Below are 21,712 nucleotides of genomic sequence, written 5' to 3' on the forward strand. Positions count from 1 at the left end.
ATAAATGTTTTTAGTGAAAAAGGGAGGACTTTTAAATGTCAAGATTAACTCCACGAGAGGACAAGTTTTACGATTTATTTATTGATTCAGCAAAGACAATTCATGAGGCTTCAGTTATGTTAGTTGATTTAATTAAGAATTATACTAACGTAGAAAATAAAGTTAAAAACATTGAAGAAATGGAACATAAAGGCGATAAACAAGTTCATGACATAATGCAACAGCTTAATAAAACCTTTATAACACCATTTGACAGAGAAGATATTTACGCTATTGCAAAGCAGATGGATGATATTATGGATGCAATTGAAGCAACTGCACATAGGTTTATAATGTTTAACGTTGGAACTATCGAACAAAGTGCTGTAGTTCTTACAGAAATGATTGAAAATCAATGTAGAGAACTTATTAGTTTAATGGAAGAACTAAAAAATATGAAAAAGAGCAAGAAGTTAACTGAAAAAATAATTGAAATCAATAGAATAGAAGACGAAGGGGACAAAATATTTAGAAAAGCTATTACTGCTTTGTTTAATGAACAAATTCCAGCTTTACATGTGATAAAATGGAGAGAAATATTTGACTACATTGAGCAAACTCTAGATGCTTGTGAAGATGTAGCAAATACAGTTGAAGGAGTTGTAATGAAGAATGCTTAGTGGTGTTTTAATTGTAACCATTATAGTAGTTATTTTAGCTTTATGCTTTGACTTCATAAATGGTTTTCATGATACTGCTAATGCTATAGCTACTTCTGTATCAACAAGGGTATTAACTCCTCGAGAAGCTATATTAATGTCTGCAGTATTAAATTTCGTTGGTGCTTTTTTAAGTTCGGAAGTTGCTAAAACAATTGGTTCTGGTATTGTACACCCTGACAAGGTTATTCCAGAGGTTGTTATAGCTGCACTAATTGGAGCTATTATTTGGAATTTAATCACTTGGTATTTTGGAATACCAAGCAGCTCTTCACATGCCTTAATTGGCGGGTTGATTGGATCTGCAGTTGTTTACAATTCTATGTCCTTTAGCGTAATAAATTGGTTTGATCTTTGGGATAAAGTAGTATTATGGTTAATTCTATCACCTATTATTGGATTTATTGCAGGTTACATAATTATGATTGCCCTGCAGTGGATTTTAAGAAAGACAAGACCAGCAACTGTAACAAAAATATTTTCTAAGGCGCAAATATTCTCAGCTGCTGCAATGGCTTTAAATCATGGCATGAATGATGCACAAAAATCAATGGGTATTATTACAATGTCACTTGTTAGTGCTGGATTCTTGACAAAGTTTGATATTCCAATCTGGGTTAAAATAGGTTGTGCTTTGGCAATGGCGTTAGGTACATCAATTGGAGGCTGGAAAATTATTAAGACAATGGGGCAGAATATGGCAAAGCTTGCTCCTGTAAATGGTTTTGCTGCTGAAACTGGTGCTGCAGCCGTTATTTTCACTGCTTCACTAATGAAAGCCCCTGTCAGCACAACACATATAATTTCAACCTCTATAATGGGTGTAGGAGCCTCTAAAAGACTTTCCTCTGTTAAATGGACCGTTGCAAAGAATATCGTATGGGCTTGGATTATTACTATACCTATTACAGCAATATTATCTGGAATAACAATATTTTTATTAAAATCAATTTTTAAAATATAGGCTTAAAAAGGGTGGAAATAAGATTCTACTCTTTTATTTTTTTCTAATTGTCATAAAAACTATTAGACAATTTATATAATTTAAAGTAAAATAATAATATTGCCAATTTAGCATTTATATAGGAGGTACATCAATGAATTTCTATATACTACTATCAATTGCACTGGCGTTATCTTTGGATGCCTTTGGTGTAGCTATATGTATAGGTTTGAATAATCAGGTTAGGCGTAATCATAAATTTGTGTTTGCTGCATCCTTTGCTTTTTTTCAATTCCTATTTTCATTAATTGGGGCATATACAGGTTTTTTATTTAATAAGTACATAGCTTCTGTACCACAACTTATCGGAGGAATTATTATTGCTATAGTTGGATGTATGATGATTAAGGAAGGAATTGAAAGTAAAGGTGAATGCCCGCTCATAAAGCCTAGCATGTATTTTGTACTTGGAATATCTGTTAGTATTGATGCAATGGTTATAGGATTCACTGCATTAAGTAATATCAATAATATATTGGCAATATTAAGCGATACAATTGTAATTGGTTTTGTAACTCTTGTTATGTCATTAGCAGCATTTTTCCTATCTAGATATTTAAAAAAAATAAATGCTGTAGGAAAGTATGCTGATTACCTTGGAGGAGTAATTCTAATTTTATTCGGTATTAAGATGATTTTATTTTAGAAATTTAAGAAACTTATATTTTAGTGTGTTATAATAGTTTTATACTCTTGAAAGCAAGGTGTTGTATATAAATGAAACTTGAAAGTACACTAAAGGATCATGGTATAAAGGTAACGAAATCAAGATTAGCAATTCTTGAAATTTTATTAAACAATGAGAACGCTGCCAGCGTGGATTATATATATGAGTTGTGCTTAAAAAACGGAATAAATATCGACTTATCAACTGTTTATAGAAATATGGAGATTTTAGAAAATAAGCATATTGTTGATAAGATAAATTTAGGCGAAGGCAAATGTAATTATAAGATAAAAAAAGATATACATAAGCACACACTAGAATGCAGTTTATGCCATAAAGAAGTTCAAATTGAATGTCCAATGGTTCAAATTGAAGAGATTATTAAAAGTAAAACAGGTTTTACTTTAATGGAACATGAATTAAAAATTAAAGGAATCTGTGATTCTTGTAAAAATCATCAAGAATAATTAATTTGAAAAATAGCTACAATATGTAAAATATGCTACATGAGCTGATCGCTGCGAAAGAAGCTCTTATCTCAGAATAGCCACAAAGCCAAGTGTTGACCTTAATTCATTTCATTTATACGGACAACACTAAAGTTTTGTGGCTATTCTTTCTCTAAAACAAACGAATAATACTAATGCTTTGGAGTTTATTTTAAACTAGAGAAATTATTTGAATCTTATTCCTTTAATAATTAACACAATAACTAGTATGATAACTGAGGTTAGGGCTATAGTACCTCCTGGAGCACTATTTATGTAATAGGAAGAAACAAGGCCAAGTATAATATCTAAGAAACCAAATAAAATTGAATATAATAGAGTAAATTTAAAGCTTTTCCGAAGCTGCAATGCTGTTGCGACTGGCAGCACAATCATTGAAGATATTACTAAAATACCCATTATACGTATAGATACTGCAATTGTAGCGCCAACTATTAAAGTAAAAAGGTAGTTTATAAGTTTTACGTTTACCCCTGAAGTATAAGCACCTTCTTCATCAAAGGTTATATATAAAAGCTTATAATATAGAAAAATAAATAATACAATTGAAAATATACTTAAAACAGTAATTGTTAACAAGTCTTCCATGGATACTGTAAGAATGCTACCAAACAAATAAGTATTTACATTTGCACCGGCCTTGCCAGTACTTATAAGTATTATGGCAATTCCTAAACTAAAAGTTAAAACTATAGACATAACGAGCTCAGCATATTTTTTATAATATGATCGTAATACCTCAATTAATATACCACATATTGAAGTAAAAATAAAAGCACTTACAAGAGGATTAAAACCAAATATAAGTCCAATAGCAATACCTGCAAAGGACGAATGGGATAAAGTATCTCCCATCATTGAATATCTTCTTAGAACTAAGAATACTCCAACTGTAGGACAAAGAATTGAGATTAAAGCCCCAGCAGACAAAGCATTTTTCATAAAGCTATATTCCAGCATTTTTTCCTCCTTTCAGCCGGAACACGGGGTAATTTAACCCCGTTCGTTCCACTCACAAATTACCCGTTAAAGCCCATTTAGGGCTTTAACCTCCAATTATAAAACAAAGTTGTTTACATAGTCTTTAACATTAAATAGTGTTCCTTCACCTTTTTCCATTCTAAAAATATGAGTTGAATTTTCCATGGCTGCCTTTATATTGTGTTCAACAGATAAAATAGTTATATTTGAATTTCGGTTTAATTCTTTAAGGATCTTGTATATTTCTTTTTGACTTTTTATATCTATACCAGTAGATGGTTCGTCTAAAATAATTAATTTAGGTGAAGTCATTATTGCCCGTGCAATAAATATTTTTTGCTGCTGACCCCCTGACAAATTTCCGATTAATGAGTTTTTATAGGAAAACATATTTACCTTTTTTAAGGATTCATCTATTAACCTTTTGTCACTAATTTTTAAAACCTTTAAATGACAGCGCAGCATTTCTTGTACTGTAATTGGAAATTCTGAATTATAACTTTCCATTCTTTGAGGCACATAGCCTATGGTTTTAGTATTCAATTTTATTTCCCCAGCGTTTGGCTTTAATAGACCTAAAATAAGCTTTAGCAAGGTACTCTTAGCTGAACCATTTTCACCTACTATTGAAACATATTCCCCAGTTCCAATATGTAGCTTAACATTATTAATTAAATATGGTGGGGCAGGGTTATATGAGAAAAACAAATTGTTAATGTATATCATAGACACTCCTTTTTAGAATATATTATATCTGGATTATTACCAAAAACTTTCTATATATATTATAACTAAATGCAAATTATTTGCAACGTATAATTATTAATTTTACTATCTAGAAAATTAATAAAAAATATGTTCAAAGTTATTTTTATTGAATATAGTTTATATATAAAGTAAAATTAAAAAATAGTTAAGACGTAAGAGTTATATATATTTAAATAGATTAAACATATAAGATTGTGTTATTATAATGATAGATATTTTAATGCGAAAGGATGAGCAATTTGGATTTTTCATCATTGGTTTTAATGGAAAGGGATAAAGACACTAATTTTTTAGTTAAGGAATTAGGAAGTTATGAGGTTTCTGAAGGTGCTGAGTATGTTACTAAATTCTTTTACCATGAAGATAAAGTGAATATGTTTTTTGATACCGCGAAAGATGTGGAAGAATGGGAATATACAGCAATATATGATATGTTTAATGAAGAATCATTTATATATGAAGGTTTTAGTATTGAACAAGTAGATGACGAGTATAATCCTACTTGGCTTATAAAATTTAATTTTGATGAAGATCATGCTATAATGCAGGAAATTATTAATAAGGCTTGTAATCTAATTGAGGCAGAAATGTTAAATGCCTTTAAAGCTATTGAAGGAAAAGAAGAAGAATACAAATAAAGCATTATTAGCATTATGTTAAAACAGGAGGAAAATTATTTATTATTTGACTTCTGTTTTTTTAGTGTTATTTATGAAAAATATGCTGAAATTTGAAATAATAAATAGTATAATATACTTTAGTAATTAAAATAGCTTTGAGGTGAATTATGAGGCTTGAATTTATAGATAAGGTAAATGAGGATGAAGTATTAGGCAAAAATATACTTACAAATGACGGGAAAATTCTACTCAGAGAAGGGATTAAGCTTAATAAGAGATATATTTTAAAGTTAAAAGAACTTGGGGTTTATTTTATATATATTCAAGATGAAAGACTAGATGACGTATTAGTGGAAGATGAAAAACTAACTGAACTTAAGCAACATACTATGAAAAATATGTCTAAAATAATAAAAAATATACATAGCTGTAATAGGCAGCATGTAAAAGAATCTCTCAACATGGTGGAAGAATTAGTAGATTACATTATTAGCATGGGTGACGTAAATAAAAGCCTTTACGATATACAAACCTATGATAATTATACATTTGTTCATTCTTTAGATACATGTATTATGGCTTCTTTTTTAGGAATTTCAGCTGGACTTAATGAAAAAGAATTAAAGGATCTTGCAGTTGGAGCAATACTTCACGATATAGGAAAACTTCAGATTTCTGATAAGATAATAAAAAAACAGGGTCCTTTAACAGAAGAGGAATTTGGTGAAATTAAAAGACACCCCATTTATGGCGGAGAAATTTTAAGGAAAAATGTACGGATTAATGATAATGTCATTAATGCAGTAATTCAACATCACGAGAGAATTGACGGAAAAGGATATCCTTATAATCTGAAAAATAATGAAATATCAAAATACGGGAAAATAGTATGTATTTGCGATGTGTATGATGCTGTTAGTAATGATAGGGTGTATAGAAAAAAATTTAGTCCAAATGAAGCATACGAACTTATACTAGCTGGTAGTGGAACTGCCTTTGACATATCCTACGTACATACTTTTAAAGAAACTTTTGCAATTTATCCACTTGGTTGTTGTGTAAGATTATCAAATACAATTGAGGGATATGTTATTCGTCAAAACAAAAATTTTCCTGATCGTCCAGTGATTCGTGTTTTGTATGACAGTATTACAAGATCACCCATACAATTCTTTGAAATAAATTTGATTGAGCATCCTAGTGTTGTAATTGAATCTATTGTTTCTTAAATATAAGAATAGAATAAGTCAAGCATTTGCTTGACTTATTTAATAGTGAAGTTTTCTATATGCAATATCAAGTATTTCATCTCCACTTATACCGTCCATGGGGTATTCTGAGGTGGAAAACTTGATATTAATTTTTATATGCATGTCCTTAAAAGTAAAGTTTTTCAAAAGCTCAGACAGTTCATTCAGCTTGTAAACTGAATTTTTACTATCTAATAGATTAAAAACAATATAAATTTCTTCTTTTTCAAAACTTAGAATAATATCATTAGATGACAAAACCGCTTTAATAATCCTTTCCATTTCTATCTTAAAAGAATCATAAAAATCTCTATTATAGCTTTGAATTATTTCCTTATAGTTTACAATTTCTATAAGAGCTAGAGTGAAAAATATTTTAGATTTTATATTAAAATTAATGTATTTTAAAACACCATCATGATCTTTGCGGGAAATTATATTATTTTTTAGGGAGTCATTGATATAGTAATTTACAATACCAAGGTTTGAAACTATAGAAGATAAAAGTTCTAATTCTCCTTCTAATTCTATATATCTATCTAAGCAAATAATAATAAAACCAACCACTGCATCAGAAGTTTTAATTGGTAATGCTATTAAATATTTAATAGCACTTGAATAATTATTTACAATATTAATACTTCTGCTAAATAAAGCAGCATCTTTATACACAATTGAACCACCAATAATATTATTAAACATGATATTATCTGATGAAGATAAAAATTTCAAATCTTCAGTTTCAATTAGGATATTACATTTATAAGCCAATGGATATAAATTATTATAGGTTTCTCTAGTAAAATATACACCACAATATACAAAGGGTACAATTGCATCAATGGTTCTAATTACATGCTGAAGTTTTACTTTCAAATCTGCATTAGAAATTAAAAAGCTTGTACAGCTGTTAATATTTCTAAGGTTATCATTATTAATTTTAAGTTTATCAATCTTATTAAGGGAATAACTAATAAATATAATAAAGACTGTCATTACAACAATTGGAATATAATCATACAAATCACAAAGAAATACAGCTGCTGAAGCTAAAACCGTACTTAATAAAAAATTTAATAGTATTAAATATAAACCATTTTCCAAGGTTATAACAACTAAACTGCTTTTTTGAAAAGATAGTTCTAAGCAATATAAGATATAATTAATAGATAATAGTATGAAGCTAAATAAAATAACTGTAGTGGTTTCATAAAATTTTAGATAATAGATTTTGTCAAAGAAGCTAAGTAATATGTTAGAAATAAAAGCTGCTATTATTAATATAGAATTGTTTATTACATAAATATTTTCATTTAATAAATTTAATTTGCGATTGCTTTTAAAATCAATAATAAATAGTATTAAGTAGCATATAGTTATAAAAATTATAGTTAAGTAAATATTAAAAACCATAAAACAGACAATGATTATGAAATCATTAAAATTTAAAGTTGTTGATTTCAATGTTATGGAATACTTACTTACAAGAATAAAAGAAATGATTAAAATTGCTATAAAAAGGTAATCTGTGAAGTATAAGGTAATATTATTGTAATAGAATTTATAAATAGATAGTATTAAAATTGAAAATGCTATTAAATTATAAATAATTATTAATGGTTTGTGAAAATATTTTTTATTCATTTTATCACCTATAAAAATGTTGATGGTATAATTATAGCAAATAGTTTTTGAAATAAAAAGAAATCTAGGAGAAAATAATGGAAGAGACTTTTGTAAAAAATATAATTCAAGGCTTTAATAGGTATTATTCATATGGAATAATAGAGTTAAATGACTATGGGCTTAGTACGAATTGGGCTCTTGTTAAAGCATTAGACATTAATGAAAAAAGAGTTATTGTCTTTGTAAATCCAACAAATGTAATAGATTATTCTGCAATGGCAGCAGGTTTGAAAGCTTTGTTAAATTGTCCTAATATTGAACTTATAAGAATATTAATCAAGGATACAAAGGAGGAAGCATTATATACATTTGATAATGACCAAAAGGCAGAACTAGTACTTGATATTTATAATGGAAAAATATTAGGTAGTGGTTTAAGCTCCGAAGAAGTAGTGCAGGAACTGTTAAATGTAACTAATAGTATTCAAAAAGAAGTTCCTAGAAAATCTTCTATACCTTACATTACTTATATACTCATAGGTATTAATCTCTTAGTGTATCTAATTACAGCATTTCTTTCACAGAACTTTATTGATAGTGATATAAATGTTTTAATTAAATTGGGGGCTAAATATAATGAACTAATTTCACAAGGAGAATATTACAGATTTGTTTCATCTATGTTTTTACATGGAGGATTACTGCACGTTGCTTTAAATATGTATTCCTTGTATTCTATTGGACCTTTAATAGAAAAAGTTTTTGGTAAAGCTAAATACGTAATTATTTACTTTGTTAGCGGGATTACAGGATCAATATTTAGCTATCTTTTTTCAGATAGTGTTTCAATAGGGGCCTCAGGGGCAATTTTTGGGCTTTTAGGTGGAGCATTAATCTTTGCCTTTAAGGTGAGAAATTCATTAGGGAAAGAATTTTTAAGAAGTGTAGTTTCAGTAATAGCTATAAATTTATTTATAGGCTTCACTATGCCAAATATAGATAATTATGCACATTTAGGAGGATTAACAGGCGGAGTCATCGTAACTTTGCTGCTCAGTATGATAAAACAAAGAAATGGAGCCAAAGCAGAATAAAATTTTGCTTCAGCCCCATTCTACTTTTATGCAGTTAGAAGCTCGGTTATATCTTCTGAAAGCAAGGTTTCTTTCTCTAGTAAGCTTTCGGTTATTTTTTCAAGAAGCTCTTTATTGTCTAGAATAACGGTTTTAACTTCTTCATATAGGGAATTGATTTTAGCCTTACATTCATATACTATTGCGTCTGTATTTGTATAATTTAAATTTGATAATTCTTCAAGATTTAATAATCCAATAGTTTCACCCATACCATATTGAGTTACCATACTAGAAACCATTCTTGTAGTTTGCTGGAAGTCATTGTAGGCACCTGTGGTAATATAATCTTTACCAAATACTATTTCCTCTGAAGCTCGTCCAGCTAATAATACCATTATTCTTCTTTTTAAATAGTCCTTATTTTGATAAAGTTTATCCTCAGGTATACTTAAGGTATAACCTCCTGCGCCCTTACTTGTTGGTATTATAGTAACTTTCGAAAGTTTATCCTTTGGAAGAACCTTTAAAGTAAGTAGAGCATGTCCTGCTTCGTGATAAGCGGTTATTTTTCTATCTTTTTCCTTTATATAATCTCTATCTACTTTTTCATAACCAGCCAAAACAATTGAATATGCCTTATCCATATGAATATTTTCTATATATTTACTATCTTCCTTAGCTGCTAGTATAGCAGCTTCATTTACTAAACTCTCAAGCTTTGCTCCGGAAAAATAAGAAGTTTTCTGAGCCCAGTCATGGAGATCAATATTCTGTGCTGGCTTATTTTTTAAATGTAAAGCAAGAATTTTTTCTCTAGCAGATATATCTGGGAGAGTTATTTCAATGTGCCTGTCAAATCGACCCGGCCTAAGCAGTGCTGAGTCAAGCATATCAAGTCTGTTAGTTGCTGCAATAACAACTATTCCATCCTTTTCATTAAAACCTGACATTTCTGTTAATAGAGAATTTAAGGTTTGATCTCTTTCATCTGAACCTCCGCCTTTTGAGCCATCTCTTTTTTTACCAATAGCATCTATTTCATCTATAAAAATTACTGCTTTGCCATGACTTTTAGCTTTTTTAAAAAGTTGTCTAATTCTGCTGGCACCTACCCCTACATATACTTGTACAAAATCCGAGCCAGACATAGCATAGAAGGGCACATTTGCCTCACCGGCCACCGCCTTTGCAAGTAAGGTTTTACCAGTTCCTGGTTCTCCATATAAAATTACTCCTCTTGGCATTCTAGCACCATAAGCAGTGTATTTTTCAGGATTTTTTAAGAAATCTACAATGTCGCGTACACTTTCTTTTGCTTCTTCATTACCAGCAACAGAATTAAAATTATAAGAAGTGTTTAAGACAGCATTAGCGTCCAGAGAATCAACACCTCTAAATTTTTTTGTACTAAAGCTAGAAGTCTTTAAAGTTATACCCGCCATAGCTGCTAGTGAAAGACTAAATAAAACTGCAGGTATTAAATCCTTAGGTGAGTAATTTGAAGTTTCTGATACTTGAACACCTTGTTTTAAAAGTTCTTCTTTAAAATTATTTGTTCTAGGATTATCTGTTTGATATATCTGTCCATTAGTTAGCTTGACAGTTATCTTTGGAGAATTTGTAACATACACAGTTGATACACTTTTATTTGAAATATCCTTTAAAAAATCAACATAAAGTTTTGTAGATGCTGTTTTACTATCTAAATTAAAAACTAATAGCAATATTATAGAAATTAAAGCTGTTAACATTGGGATATAAATGTACTTTTTCTTTTTGCTGTTCATAATATCCTCCTTTTAGTGTTTAATATATTTTATGGTTAATAAGTTTTCAGAAATATAAGCATTAAGTAATTTTATTTATGTCTTTAATTTGTTATGCCGTACAATCTTATTATAATGATTTAGCTTGTCATGTCTAATGAAAATCATAAAATTTGCTAAAGTAAATTATGTAAACCATAAAATCTTTGTTGCATAAAATGTTTTTTATTATATACTTTAATTATGTTATATATCTAAAATATACAGGGGGAAGAGATATGAAGTTATCAAATGCGAAAATAAGAGTAACTCCAGAAGATATAATAAACGCCATAGAAGAATACGTAAATATTGAAGGTTTAATTATAAAAGATATAAAATTAGATGAAATAATTACTATAAGTGGAAGTTATAAAAAAGGAGTTGAAATTCCTTTTCAAGCTTCAGTAGGCTTTGGCAATATTAAGGATAATATTATCTATGTAAAAATATTCAAATTTAAAATATATAAGCTAGGAGTATTAAAATCTTTAAAAAACTTTGCCTTAAAAACCTTTTTAAAGGATTTAACAGAATATGGTGTCCTTGCGCAAGATGATAATTTAATTATTGATTTAAATATGATAGTCAAACTAATTCCATATGTAAATTTGGAGCTTAATGCAATTCGTGTTATTGATGGCAGTTTGGAAGTTGAAGCCAATAATGTTAAGTATGAACCTGATAAAGAAACACCCAATTTTAAGGCTAAAAAAGATGAGGATGATGGAAAGAAGATAAAAATTTCTGATAGATATACAAAGTTAAGAATAAATATTGAGGATAAGGTACCAGACAAATTTAAAGATATAATAGAATATGCAATGCTAATACCAGACATTGCTGCACTACTTTGGAGACTTTTTAGAGATAAAAGAGTAAATACTAAGACAAAAATTCTAGTGGGAGGGCTGCTTGCTTATATCGCCTCTCCTATAGATATAATTCCTGATTTTATACCTCTTATAGGGAAGATTGACGATGTTGCTATAGTGCTATTTGCAATGAATAAAATTATTAATGAGGTTCCAGAGGAGGTCATCTTATCAAATTGGACTGGTAAAGAGAATGTAATAAAAATTGTAAGTGAAGGGGTAACCTTTATCTCTAAGATGGTGGGCAGTCAAAACGTAGGAAAATTACTTGATACAGTAAAAAAACTATATGTAATTAATAAAAAGGAAGAAAATTTGGAAGATGCTGCTCAAAATATTTGATTATTTTAAAGTAGTTACGAGGTTAGGTGTATATAATGAGTAAAAAGGTTTATGCAATAAAAGAAGGCTTTGATTCTGTTAATAATATAAAAGTAGAGAATATAATCGTAAACTCTTGGAGTGAGTGTTTAAGCTACGTAAATGGGGTAAAGGGTGCTAAATATAAAAGCTTTGAAAGTTTGGACAAAGCTGAAAATTATCTAAGAGATGACAATAAATTGCTAAGGAAAGGAATTGATAGTTATCCATTAGATTGCATACATGCCTATGTAGATGGAAGCTACAATGAAGCTACAGGCAAATATTCCTATGGTCTTATAATCACAAAAGGTGAAGTAGTTCAATATGCTGAGGCGGGCTCAGCAATTGATGATAGTGAAAAGGCATTAAGACAAATAGCTGGTGAGCTTAAAGCTTCTGTTCGTGCAGTGGAATACGCAGCATGTAACAGTGAAAAGGATATAGTTATTTTTCATGATTATGAAGGAATATATCACCATGCTGTTGGTACCTGGGAAAGGAAAGAGGAATCCTCAAAAAATTATTATGAAACTATAAATAATATTAAAAGTAGAAATAACATTAATATAATTTTTGTAAAAGTTGATAGTCATACTGGTGATTTGAATAATGAAATTGCTGATGAACTTGCAAAATATGCTGCTGGATTAAATTCTACCGGAGTAGTGAAAACATGGCTAAATACAAAAACAATAATGGTAAAAGACAATAATGTGAAGAATTACTTAAGTAAAATTGCAGGAGATAATTCAAAGAATATTATTTCAAGAGATAATAAAAATGTTTAATTAAAATAAAATTGCATATTCTAATACTAATAATCTGAAAGGAGTGTTATGAATATGGGATTTATAAAAGGTATAACTACCGGAGCAATTATAGGTACAGCTGCTGGAATGCTAATATCTCCACAGCTTAATAAGCATACAAGAAGAAGATTAAGAAAATCTGGAGATATGATGGCTGGTATGGTTGGCGATATTTATGACGATTTAGTAAAAAAAATGAGATAAATATTTATTTTTTTACAAAACTCAGGAATTAATTTTATCCTGAGTTTTTTTTTACTATTTAGAAAATTAAATAAAAAATTTGGCGTTAATTCATAAATTATGCTATAATTATAATAAAGTTTTAAAATTTATTTAATATAATTAAAATTTTGTTTTGCAATAGTAAAAGGAAGCATGCTTATGGAAATATTATCTCTCGGAGAAAAAATAAGAAGAAGAAGAAAAGAACTAAATATGACTTTAAAGGATTTGGCTGGGGACAGAATTACGCCTGGACAAATTAGTCTTGTAGAGTCAGGAAAATCAAATCCAAGTATGGATTTATTAGAATATTTGGCTAGTACATTAAATACTTCTATAGATTACTTAATGGAATCTGAGGAAAGCCAAGCAGAAAAAATTTGTAAGTATTTTGAGAATATGATTGAGGCATATATATCTAATGAGGATTTCATTTCAGCTGAAGCTTATTTAGAAGACACGCTGCAATATACTAAAAAATATAATCTAGAATTTATGGAAGCCAGAATTCTTTATTTAAGTGGTTTAGTTAATTTAAAGAAAGGTGAAATTTCCGCAGCGCAAAAGTTCTTTCTAACGGCAAATATAATTTTTATCAAATATAATTCTTTTGATAATATTATCAGTACATTTTTAAAATTAGGTAAAATCAGCTTGAATGTTAAATCCTATACTTCTGCTTTAGGTCATTTTAGACAAGCTGAGAAAATTTTTACGGATAATAATATAGCAGATGATTTCATATTAGGAGAGATTAATTATTATATAGCTTATACATATAATAAATTAGATGCTAGAGATGATGCATTAAAATATGCCATGCTATCTCAGGACAAGTTCATACAAATGGATGCTAAGAAAGATTACTCAATAGCTCTCTTAGATAAATCAAAGGCATATAGTAAATCAGGGGATTTAGAAAAAGCGATTAAATACTCTGATAAAGCTAAAAAGATACTTGCAGAGCTAAATGATGTGTCTTATTTATCAGAAATAGAAAATAACTTAGGAAAACTCTTTTCTGAATTTGAAAATTTCAAGGCTTCCTTTGAACATCTTAATAAATCAAAGGAAATAAGAGAGAGAAACAAAGATGCAAGACTGGTAGAAACCTTGATTAATATTTGCCAGAATTATATTCATCTTAAGGATATTAATAACTCTAAACTAATATTGCAGGAAATTTACAACAAAATACAAAGTCTAAATGGAAAAATAAAAATAGATTGGTATCTTCTAAAATTTAGGCTGGATATTTTAGAAGGAAAGTTAATTAATGCTGAAAATACCCTAAAGGATGCCTTGGAATATGTAAGCTGCAATGATTTTATTAAAGAACGTGGGGAAATAGCCTTCATTATTGGAAAATTTTATATTGAATATGGACAAGAAAAGAAAGCTGAAGAATACTTATTAGAAGGTGTGAATGCCTTTACGAGTTTAGGAGTATTTAAAGGTATGGACTAAAAGAATGAAACTACAATTGGGGTGAAACAAGTTGGAAATACTATCTACAGGAGAAAAAATTAAACGAGCTAGAATATATAAGGGCTATACTTTAAAAGATTTATGCGAAGATAAAATATCCGTTTCCAAAATGAGCTGTATAGAAAACGACAAAATGGAACCAGAAGCTTGGATAATAGATATTATTTCAAAAAAACTGAATGTAGACAAGGATTATCTTTATCAAGGTATTAGAGAGCAGATTTCTCAAGGTATAGCTGCTTTGGAAGCTGAAAAAAACTCTAAAATATTAGAACAGAGCATTATATATTACTTAGGTTTTGCAGAGAAATATAATTACTTTGATTTATGTATTGAACTTATTCATATGATGTTTATAAGCTATCTTAATATAAATGAGTTTCAAAAACTTCAATCTTTAACTTCAAAGTATTACGACTACTGCCAAAAGTCCCATGATGATGAAAATTATTTGATATATAATATGGATATGGCAAAGTTTTTATATACTACAAGAGAGTTTTCTCAGGCTGCGGCTTATTATAATAATATAAAAATGCTAGCTAGGGAAAAGGAAAAGTTAAATATATTAGCAAGGGCTACCTATAATGAGGCAGCGTGTTTTTTAATGCTTGGAAACCATGAAAGGGCATATGAAGTTGCAGTTAGGCTTGAGGAATTGGTTGATTATTTGGAAGGTGATATTAGTAAGGCAGAGGTTTTTCAGATGTTAGCTATTCTTTCCTTAAGTATGGATAAAGGGAAATTCAAGGAATTCGAAGAAAAATCCTATGAATTATACGGAACTAACATTGAAAATAAAGCAATGGCTATTTATAATTATGCTTCTACTTTATTCGAAGTAAATATAAAAAACAAGGCACTTGAATATATTAATAACGCACTATCTATCTATCCTAAAAACAACAAAAAAAAGCTTGTTAGATTTATGCTGTTAACTGTAGATGAACTTTTTAATAATAATATATTAGATGCCGCTCAGGCTATCTGTGATGATGCATTAAATTATGCTATAAGTTTAAATGAAGTACATTTTATCGAAAAGGCTTATTATTTAAAATCAAGAATACTTCAAAAACTAGGGAATTCTATTTCTGCTGAAATGTATATGAATTTATCATTAGATGCCCTTTTAAAATTTGGTGGTAAGCAGGATATACAGAAAAGATTTATAGAAATGGGGTATATGTATTATAAGCTTAAACAAATTAAGGAATCAATTAAATATTTTAATTTGTCTATATCTTTAGAAAAGAAAATGTAATAAATTACATTTTCTTTTCTCTATTTAAAATAAATTTTTTTGCAGCATGCTCATAGCTGTCATCTAAAGGATTCAATTCTACATTGGAATATTTATTAGTAAGTGCAGCTTTTAATAACCTGTCTGCAAGCTCTGGATTTTTAGAGAGAATGGAACCGTGAAAATAGGTACAATAGGTATTTTTATATATGCAGCCCTCATATCCATCTTCACCATTATTTCCATATCCAACTATTGTTTTCCCAAGTGGCTTAAGATTTCCTATATATGTTCTTCCTGAATGATTTTCAAAACCTACGTATATTTCATTAGTATCTTCATTTATTATTACCGTATTTCCGATAAAACGTTTTTCGCCACCTTCCGTATAAATATCTAATACATCAAGTCCTTCAAGCTTTTCGCCCTCTGGAGTAGTATAATATTTACCTAGTAGCTGATACCCGCCGCAAACACATAAAAAGACCTTATTAGCCTCTATGTATTTGGTTAAATCATGCTTTTTAACTTCAATTAAGTCTTTTGATACAATGGACTGTTCGTAATCTTGACCTCCTCCGAAAAAGACGATATCATATTTTTCAGATTCAAAAGGATCTCCAATTGACACATTACTAATGTTTACCTTTATCCCTCTTTGCTCTGCCCTGTATTTTAAAATCAAAATATTTCCCAAATCACCATAAACATTCAAGAGGTCTGGGTATAAATGACATATATTCAACTCCATTAAATCACCTTCAATCATATATTTACCACAGATTCTTTATATAACCCTTGCTGTGAAGATACTTTCTAAAGCTAATCATTGCTGTATAGGTTGCTAAAACATAAATTGTTAAAGTGTTACACACTGTTAGTTCTTCTAATAACTTATCATAAGACTCACATAAGACAAAGCTTTCTGTACATAGACCAGCTACCTTTAATCTTATTGCCATATCATACATTCTGATACCAGATATCATAATATTGCTTAATTCAAGTTTTCTTAAATCCTCGAAATTGACATCCCATATCCAGGATACATCCCTGCCATCTGCATAATTATCATTAAGAAGAAAAGCTGCACTAACATTGTTCTTATCAAGGCTAATAGTTTTAAGCGCCTCGTCAAATCCTGCGGGGTTTTTAACTAAAACTATTTTTACTTCTTTATCTTTAATAGTTAAACTTTCTTGTCTTCCAAAGCTTGAAACAGTATTTCTAAGTGCCTTCTGAATAATATCAGCCTCTACCTCAAGAGTCCTTGCAATAGAATAAGCACATAAAGCATTATAAATATTATAAGTTCCTGGTTGATTTATTTCATATTCTTCACCATTAACTAATACCAAGGATCCTTTTGAAGTTTGCTCAATTACAGAATCTACATAGTAAGATAGTTCAGGGCGTTTGTAACCGCAATTAGGGCAATAAAAACTTCCTAAGTGGTTATAGGTAATGAAGTCATAACTATAAGGAGCTTTACAATTCTTGCAAAACTTTGCATCTGCATTAATATTAATTTCTTTGCTATCGCCATTATATGACTTAAAACCGTAATAAATACATTTATTTTGAACCCCTAAATCTCCTAGTAAAGATTCATCTCCATTTAAAACTAAGGTTGCTTCAGGAACCTTAACTATGCCATCTAAAATCTTCTTGAGAGTAGTATAAACCTCTCCATACCTATCCATTTGATCTCGAAATAAATTGGTGATTGTAATTATATTAGGAGTAACGTATTGGGTTACTAGTGGCACATTTGCCTCATCTGCTTCAATAACTGCATATTGCATTGTATTTGTTTTTTTAAAGCTGTAGTTTTCAACAAAACAGGCTACTATCCCAGGAAGCATATTTGCCCCGGTATTATTAGTAATTACCTTCTTATTGCTTTCCTTTAAAATGTTATAAACCATGCTAGTGGTAGTTGTTTTCCCGTTAGTACCTGTTATTAAAATTACCTCATAATTTTTAGAAACGATAGATAAAATAGTACTATCAAGTTTTAAGGCAACTTTTCCCGGGAAATTTGTACCGCCTTTGAATAGTACTTTTGAAATTTTAATTATTGCTTTTGCTGTAATTATACTAATTAATGCTTTAATATTTATTTTGAACACCACCTTAGTCTTTTGTGACCTAGTTAATTATATACTATAAATTAATTATTGACAGCAATATCATGAAAATTATCACTAAGTTTAAAATTTAAATTAAAGGAATAGCTATTTATTCTTTTTAGAAAAGCATCTTTTTTATTTTCTGTAAGCAAAATAGGACAATAATCATTTTTATAGCTTACAGAAGAAATGCTACAGGGGATTACTCGAATACCATAAGAAATTAATTTCTTGTTTTCAAATTTAAAATTACTTTGCAATATGAATGTATCCTTATCACTTGGATTTTTATTTCCACCAAAGCAGAAATTACCTAGGCTGTATGCTATGGGCTTATCTTTATAAAATTCCATGCCTTGAATCACATGAGGATGATGACCAATTATTAGATCAGCACCATTGTCTATAGAATAATGGGCTAAATATTTTTGAGTATTATTTGGATAATTTGAACCTTCTACTCCCCAATGAAAGTTTATTATAACTAAACAGCCTTCATTCTTTAAATCCTGAATGTCTTTCTTTAAATTATTTAAAAAATTATCATCATAGTAAAAACCTGTATAGCCTAAAAATCCAAATTTGATTCCCTTAACTTCTGCTATCCACTTCTCTCCTTCACCGAAATAATTAATTCCCACCGCTTTAAGTGACTGTTTAGTATCAGAAAGTCCTTTAGTTAAATAATCTCTAATATGATTATTTGCAATATTTACACCTTCAATTGAGGCATCAGTTAATACCTTGGCATAGTCAGGTGGAGCTTTAAAAGTAAATTCTTTTTCTGCCTTAACATCAGCATTTGTAAAGGTTGTCTCAAGATTAGCTGTTGTTAAGTCATCCTTCTTAAAAATATCTGATACGTTTTTAAAAAAATAAGAATAATCCTTATTATTATTTTGAAAAACCTGCATAAATGAACCATTATAAGAAAATTTACTATCTGATCCAATGGTACAATCGCCTACACTGCTTATGGTAACTTCGCTTATAACAGGAGCAGGAGTAGATGCAGCAGGAGCTGCTTCTTCTATTTTATTTGATGTATCCATTTGGTTTAATGCGGTATCCTGTTGTATAGTATTTTTTTTATACCTATAATTGTAACTAATTAAAAACGAAAGTAAAAAAATCGAAATTAAAGATAAAATAATAAAAAATATTTTTTTTCGGTTTTTCTTCAAAGTTAATTCCTCCACCCATTGAAATTTATAGGTTTAATATTTACTTTATTTATTTTAACATATTATATTATATAGAATAAATAGAAATAGAATTATTTTCTAAGTTGTTTTTGTGGTATTTTGTAGATTATTTTGTTAGAATAGCTATATATCATCTTAAAAAAGAGGTGTAGTAATGAAATTAAAAGAAATTAAAGATATATTTAATAAGGACAAGCTTTTAAAAATTCAAGAGAAGTTAAAGATATGTTTTATGAAAATAAAAAAGATTTTCACACAAGATAAAATAAAAATAAGATTAGATAAAATAAGAAAAACATTCACTAAAGAGAAGCTAGCAGCAGCGTTGAATAAATTAAGAAATGTATTTACTAAAGAGAAAATTAAAACGGCATTAAATAAAGTAAGTAATGTATTTACAAAAGAAAACATTAAAACAGCATTTAATAAAGTAAGAAATGTATTTACAAAAGAGAAAATTAAAACAGCATTTAATAAAGTAAGAAATGTATTTACAAAAGAGAAAATTAAAACAGCATTAAGTAAAGTAAGAAATGTATTTACAAAAGAAAACATTAAAGCAGGATTAAATAAAGTAAGAAAAACATTTACTAAAGAAAACATCATTGAGGTTTATAAAAAAATAAGGAGTAGTCTTACAAAAGAAAATATTAGAAGAAGCTTAGTAAATTTTAAAGTAAAGTTTAAAGAAAATAAAAGAGCATATATATCATTTTCTTTAGTTGGTATATTTTTAATAGCAGCATTAGTTTTTTCAGTTAATCAGGCTTATAATGATTTTGTTCCCGTAAGTCAGAGATATGTTATTTCAGAAAATAAAGCAGAAGAATATTATTACAATATGGAATACGATAAGGCAATAGAGGAATACAAAAACATTAAAGTTAAGGACAAGAATCAAGGCCAGGGGCTTTGGGATGCTAAGATTTCAGAAATATACTCCATTAAAGGTGACATTGAAAACTCTAAAAAATCTATGGAGGATGCTCTAAAACTTGGAAGCAAGAATTCTGAGGTGCTTAATTATATAGTCTTTACAGAATTTATGAATAAAGACTATAAAACTGCCTTAACTCAAGGTGAAGAGGCGTTAAAACAATTTCCGAAAGATAAAAGATTAATTAAAACTATGTTTACTGTGTATAAGGCTAATAATGAAAAGGATAAAGCAAAAAATCTATTAACTAATTATCCACTTGATTATAAATCATCTGTAGATACAGCTGAATATGCTAGAATGCTAATGTTAGATGGTCAATGGGATCAAGGATATAAAGAGCTAAGAGCTGCATGGATTATTGATAAGGACGAATATAAGATATATGATATTTTAGCGCAGGTATCTGTATATAATAGGGATACATTACTTGAAAATGTTACCACTCTTTCAGAGAAGAATCCTAATGATTTAGCTTATAAAATGTGGCTGGCTAAAATATACTCATTAAGTGATTCAACTGCGGATCAGGCTAATAAAATACTGCAGGAATTAAAAAATGAGGATGTAGGTAAAATTGAAGTAAAGCTTATAGAAGCCTCTGTTCTTCAAGGTTTAAAACAAAATGATAAAGCTGATGAACTTTTAAAAAATGTAATTGATAATAATAAAGGCGATTATAGAGTTTTTCATACAGCAGGCTGGTATTATTTAAATAAGAAGGACCTAGTTAATGCTGAAAAATACTGCAGGGAATCTATAATTAAAAATAAGTCTTATACAGATAATTATGGCTTCTTAATGCCTGAAATATTGAAGGCAGAGGGGAAAAATGCGGATGCTGATCCATACTTTAGAACAGCAATATTTAAAGAACCTTACAATTACAATATTATGTTAACAGTAGCCAATTTCAATTGGTATACTACAAAAGATACTGCTAAGGCAATGGAATATTTTGACTATGCACAACTAATTAATCCAGAAGAACCTGAAATAAAATACAATATGGCTCAAATAGATATATCTAATAATAAAACTGATGATGCTATTAATTTATTAAAGCAGTGCATCTCAATAAATGATAGTGTAGCTAAGTATCATAGGACATTAGGAACTATCTATCTTTTAAATGGAAAACCTGCAGATGGAATAAAAGAAATAAGGTATGCTTACGGGTCAGATCAAGAGGATATTCTAACATTGAATAACGCGGGTTGTTACTATATATCTGTTGACCAAAATCTTGAGAAGGGTGAGTATAATTTAAGGAAGGCAGTAGAAGGTATTAATAGTACAACTGATAAATACACATCAGATACTATAAAGGCAAATTATAAAAAGGCAAAGGATTTTTTAGATCAATACAATATTGGAAAATCTAAAACCCTTAAGGTACCCGATTTAGTATTATTTTATTAAATAAAAAAAG

Annotated in this window: 20 protein-coding genes; 13 read left to right on the forward strand and 7 right to left on the reverse strand. The window is 28.9% G+C overall.

The window, feature by feature from the left end; genetic code table 11:
- Positions 1-35: 35 nt before the first annotated feature.
- From ACJDUG_RS06475 to ACJDUG_RS06490, 4 genes are all read left to right on the forward strand, one after another.
- Entirely contained in the window at positions 36-659 is a 624-nt protein-coding gene (locus tag ACJDUG_RS06475) for a DUF47 domain-containing protein (protein WP_406769064.1), read from the forward strand.
- Positions 652-1,662, forward strand: coding sequence for an inorganic phosphate transporter (locus tag ACJDUG_RS06480; protein ID WP_406769065.1), 1,011 nt, complete (start codon positions 652-654; stop codon positions 1,660-1,662). The genes ACJDUG_RS06475 and ACJDUG_RS06480 overlap by 8 nt, the downstream gene beginning before the upstream one ends.
- 133 nt (positions 1,663-1,795) lie before the next feature.
- On the forward strand, positions 1,796-2,347 hold the full coding sequence (locus ACJDUG_RS06485) for a manganese efflux pump (RefSeq protein WP_406769066.1): 552 nt from the start codon (positions 1,796-1,798) through the stop codon (positions 2,345-2,347).
- Positions 2,348-2,418: 71 nt separating this feature from the next.
- Positions 2,419-2,835 carry a Fur family transcriptional regulator gene (locus ACJDUG_RS06490; RefSeq protein ID WP_406769067.1) on the forward strand — a complete coding sequence of 139 codons (417 nt, stop codon included), beginning with the start codon at positions 2,419-2,421 and terminating at the stop codon, positions 2,833-2,835.
- 207 nt (positions 2,836-3,042) lie between these two features.
- On the opposite strand, the gene ACJDUG_RS06495 is transcribed toward ACJDUG_RS06490, so the two are convergent.
- Complete coding sequence (locus ACJDUG_RS06495) at positions 3,043-3,837, reverse strand: metal ABC transporter permease (protein WP_406769068.1); 795 nt, start codon at positions 3,835-3,837, stop codon at positions 3,043-3,045.
- Between the two features lie 96 nt (positions 3,838-3,933).
- Positions 3,934-4,584 (reverse strand): metal ABC transporter ATP-binding protein, encoded by a 651-nt coding sequence (locus tag ACJDUG_RS06500; protein WP_406769069.1) that lies wholly within the window; start codon positions 4,582-4,584, stop codon positions 3,934-3,936.
- Between the two features lie 281 nt (positions 4,585-4,865).
- Here ACJDUG_RS06500 and ACJDUG_RS06505 point away from each other — a divergent pair, with 281 nt between their 5' ends.
- Both ACJDUG_RS06505 and ACJDUG_RS06510 read left to right on the forward strand, forming a co-directional pair.
- A complete protein-coding gene (locus ACJDUG_RS06505) occupies positions 4,866-5,264 on the forward strand; it encodes a DUF6762 family protein (RefSeq protein ID WP_406769070.1) in 399 nt (132 codons plus the stop codon).
- A 149-nt stretch (positions 5,265-5,413) separates the two neighbouring features.
- The gene (locus tag ACJDUG_RS06510; protein ID WP_406769071.1) at positions 5,414-6,475 is read left to right on the forward strand and encodes an HD-GYP domain-containing protein; all 1,062 of its coding nucleotides are present in this window, start codon (positions 5,414-5,416) and stop codon (positions 6,473-6,475) included.
- Positions 6,476-6,514: 39 nt separating this feature from the next.
- Here ACJDUG_RS06510 and ACJDUG_RS06515 read toward each other — a convergent pair whose 3' ends face one another.
- Positions 6,515-7,909 carry a hypothetical protein gene (locus ACJDUG_RS06515; RefSeq protein ID WP_406769072.1) on the reverse strand — a complete coding sequence of 465 codons (1,395 nt, stop codon included), beginning with the start codon at positions 7,907-7,909 and terminating at the stop codon, positions 6,515-6,517.
- A 308-nt stretch (positions 7,910-8,217) separates the two neighbouring features.
- Here ACJDUG_RS06515 and ACJDUG_RS06520 point away from each other — a divergent pair, with 308 nt between their 5' ends.
- Positions 8,218-9,216, forward strand: a complete 999-nt coding sequence (locus ACJDUG_RS06520; RefSeq protein WP_406769073.1) for a rhomboid family intramembrane serine protease — start codon at positions 8,218-8,220, stop codon at positions 9,214-9,216.
- 26 nt (positions 9,217-9,242) lie between these two features.
- Here ACJDUG_RS06520 and ACJDUG_RS06525 read toward each other — a convergent pair whose 3' ends face one another.
- Positions 9,243-10,985, reverse strand: coding sequence for an ATP-dependent metallopeptidase FtsH/Yme1/Tma family protein (locus ACJDUG_RS06525; RefSeq protein ID WP_406769074.1), 1,743 nt, complete (start codon positions 10,983-10,985; stop codon positions 9,243-9,245).
- A 257-nt stretch (positions 10,986-11,242) separates the two neighbouring features.
- On the opposite strand from ACJDUG_RS06525, the gene ACJDUG_RS06530 reads away from it, so the two are divergent.
- From ACJDUG_RS06530 to ACJDUG_RS06550, 5 genes are all read left to right on the forward strand, one after another.
- The gene (locus tag ACJDUG_RS06530) at positions 11,243-12,220 is read left to right on the forward strand and encodes a YkvA family protein (protein ID WP_406769075.1); all 978 of its coding nucleotides are present in this window, start codon (positions 11,243-11,245) and stop codon (positions 12,218-12,220) included.
- Between the two features lie 35 nt (positions 12,221-12,255).
- Positions 12,256-13,029, forward strand: a complete 774-nt coding sequence (locus tag ACJDUG_RS06535; RefSeq protein WP_406769076.1) for a ribonuclease H1 domain-containing protein — start codon at positions 12,256-12,258, stop codon at positions 13,027-13,029.
- Between the two features lie 54 nt (positions 13,030-13,083).
- Positions 13,084-13,254, forward strand: a complete 171-nt coding sequence (locus ACJDUG_RS06540) for a YtxH domain-containing protein (protein ID WP_406769077.1) — start codon at positions 13,084-13,086, stop codon at positions 13,252-13,254.
- A 180-nt stretch (positions 13,255-13,434) separates the two neighbouring features.
- A complete protein-coding gene (locus tag ACJDUG_RS06545) occupies positions 13,435-14,742 on the forward strand; it encodes a helix-turn-helix domain-containing protein (protein WP_406769078.1) in 1,308 nt (435 codons plus the stop codon).
- A 31-nt stretch (positions 14,743-14,773) separates the two neighbouring features.
- Positions 14,774-16,027 carry a helix-turn-helix domain-containing protein gene (locus ACJDUG_RS06550; protein ID WP_406769079.1) on the forward strand — a complete coding sequence of 418 codons (1,254 nt, stop codon included), beginning with the start codon at positions 14,774-14,776 and terminating at the stop codon, positions 16,025-16,027.
- A gap of 4 nt (positions 16,028-16,031) precedes the next feature.
- On the opposite strand, the gene ACJDUG_RS06555 is transcribed toward ACJDUG_RS06550, so the two are convergent.
- From ACJDUG_RS06555 to ACJDUG_RS06565, 3 genes are read right to left on the reverse strand one after another with little or no spacing between them, the layout of a single operon-like run.
- A complete protein-coding gene (locus ACJDUG_RS06555; protein ID WP_406769103.1) occupies positions 16,032-16,757 on the reverse strand; it encodes a type 1 glutamine amidotransferase in 726 nt (241 codons plus the stop codon).
- Positions 16,758-16,779: 22 nt separating this feature from the next.
- Positions 16,780-18,138: a MurT ligase domain-containing protein gene (locus ACJDUG_RS06560; RefSeq protein WP_406769080.1), complete on the reverse strand. Its 1,359-nt coding sequence runs from the start codon at positions 18,136-18,138 to the stop codon at positions 16,780-16,782.
- A gap of 41 nt (positions 18,139-18,179) precedes the next feature.
- Positions 18,180-19,190 (reverse strand): CapA family protein, encoded by a 1,011-nt coding sequence (locus ACJDUG_RS06565; protein ID WP_406769081.1) that lies wholly within the window; start codon positions 19,188-19,190, stop codon positions 18,180-18,182.
- Positions 19,191-19,497: 307 nt separating this feature from the next.
- Between ACJDUG_RS06565 and ACJDUG_RS06570 the strand changes: the two genes are divergently transcribed.
- Positions 19,498-21,702 carry a tetratricopeptide repeat protein gene (locus ACJDUG_RS06570; protein WP_406769082.1) on the forward strand — a complete coding sequence of 735 codons (2,205 nt, stop codon included), beginning with the start codon at positions 19,498-19,500 and terminating at the stop codon, positions 21,700-21,702.
- Positions 21,703-21,712: the final 10 nt, after the last annotated feature.

This window comes from Candidatus Clostridium stratigraminis (genome assembly GCF_045310675.1).
GTDB lineage: Bacteria > Bacillota > Clostridia > Clostridiales > Clostridiaceae > Clostridium_AT > Clostridium_AT stratigraminis.

What these genes read in the sequence shown, in the direction of transcription:
- ACJDUG_RS06510 (WP_406769071.1), top strand. Translation starts at nt 5,414, where the DNA reads ATGAGGCTTGAATTTATAGATAAGGTAAATGAGGATGAAGTATTAGGC.
- ACJDUG_RS06545 (WP_406769078.1), top strand. Translation starts at nt 13,435, where the DNA reads ATGGAAATATTATCTCTCGGAGAAAAAATAAGAAGAAGAAGAAAAGAA.
- ACJDUG_RS06475 (WP_406769064.1), top strand. Translation starts at nt 36, where the DNA reads ATGTCAAGATTAACTCCACGAGAGGACAAGTTTTACGATTTATTTATT.
- ACJDUG_RS06490 (WP_406769067.1), top strand. Translation starts at nt 2,419, where the DNA reads ATGAAACTTGAAAGTACACTAAAGGATCATGGTATAAAGGTAACGAAA.
- ACJDUG_RS06500 (WP_406769069.1), bottom strand. Translation starts at nt 4,584, where the DNA reads ATGATATACATTAACAATTTGTTTTTCTCATATAACCCTGCCCCACCA.
- ACJDUG_RS06555 (WP_406769103.1), bottom strand. Translation starts at nt 16,757, where the DNA reads ATGGAGTTGAATATATGTCATTTATACCCAGACCTCTTGAATGTTTAT.
- ACJDUG_RS06570 (WP_406769082.1), top strand. Translation starts at nt 19,498, where the DNA reads ATGAAATTAAAAGAAATTAAAGATATATTTAATAAGGACAAGCTTTTA.
- ACJDUG_RS06525 (WP_406769074.1), bottom strand. Translation starts at nt 10,985, where the DNA reads ATGAACAGCAAAAAGAAAAAGTACATTTATATCCCAATGTTAACAGCT.
- ACJDUG_RS06565 (WP_406769081.1), bottom strand. Translation starts at nt 19,190, where the DNA reads ATGGATACATCAAATAAAATAGAAGAAGCAGCTCCTGCTGCATCTACT.
- ACJDUG_RS06495 (WP_406769068.1), bottom strand. Translation starts at nt 3,837, where the DNA reads ATGCTGGAATATAGCTTTATGAAAAATGCTTTGTCTGCTGGGGCTTTA.
- ACJDUG_RS06530 (WP_406769075.1), top strand. Translation starts at nt 11,243, where the DNA reads ATGAAGTTATCAAATGCGAAAATAAGAGTAACTCCAGAAGATATAATA.
- ACJDUG_RS06515 (WP_406769072.1), bottom strand. Translation starts at nt 7,909, where the DNA reads ATGGTTTTTAATATTTACTTAACTATAATTTTTATAACTATATGCTAC.
- ACJDUG_RS06540 (WP_406769077.1), top strand. Translation starts at nt 13,084, where the DNA reads ATGGGATTTATAAAAGGTATAACTACCGGAGCAATTATAGGTACAGCT.
- ACJDUG_RS06520 (WP_406769073.1), top strand. Translation starts at nt 8,218, where the DNA reads ATGGAAGAGACTTTTGTAAAAAATATAATTCAAGGCTTTAATAGGTAT.
- ACJDUG_RS06480 (WP_406769065.1), top strand. Translation starts at nt 652, where the DNA reads ATGCTTAGTGGTGTTTTAATTGTAACCATTATAGTAGTTATTTTAGCT.
- ACJDUG_RS06535 (WP_406769076.1), top strand. Translation starts at nt 12,256, where the DNA reads ATGAGTAAAAAGGTTTATGCAATAAAAGAAGGCTTTGATTCTGTTAAT.
- ACJDUG_RS06485 (WP_406769066.1), top strand. Translation starts at nt 1,796, where the DNA reads ATGAATTTCTATATACTACTATCAATTGCACTGGCGTTATCTTTGGAT.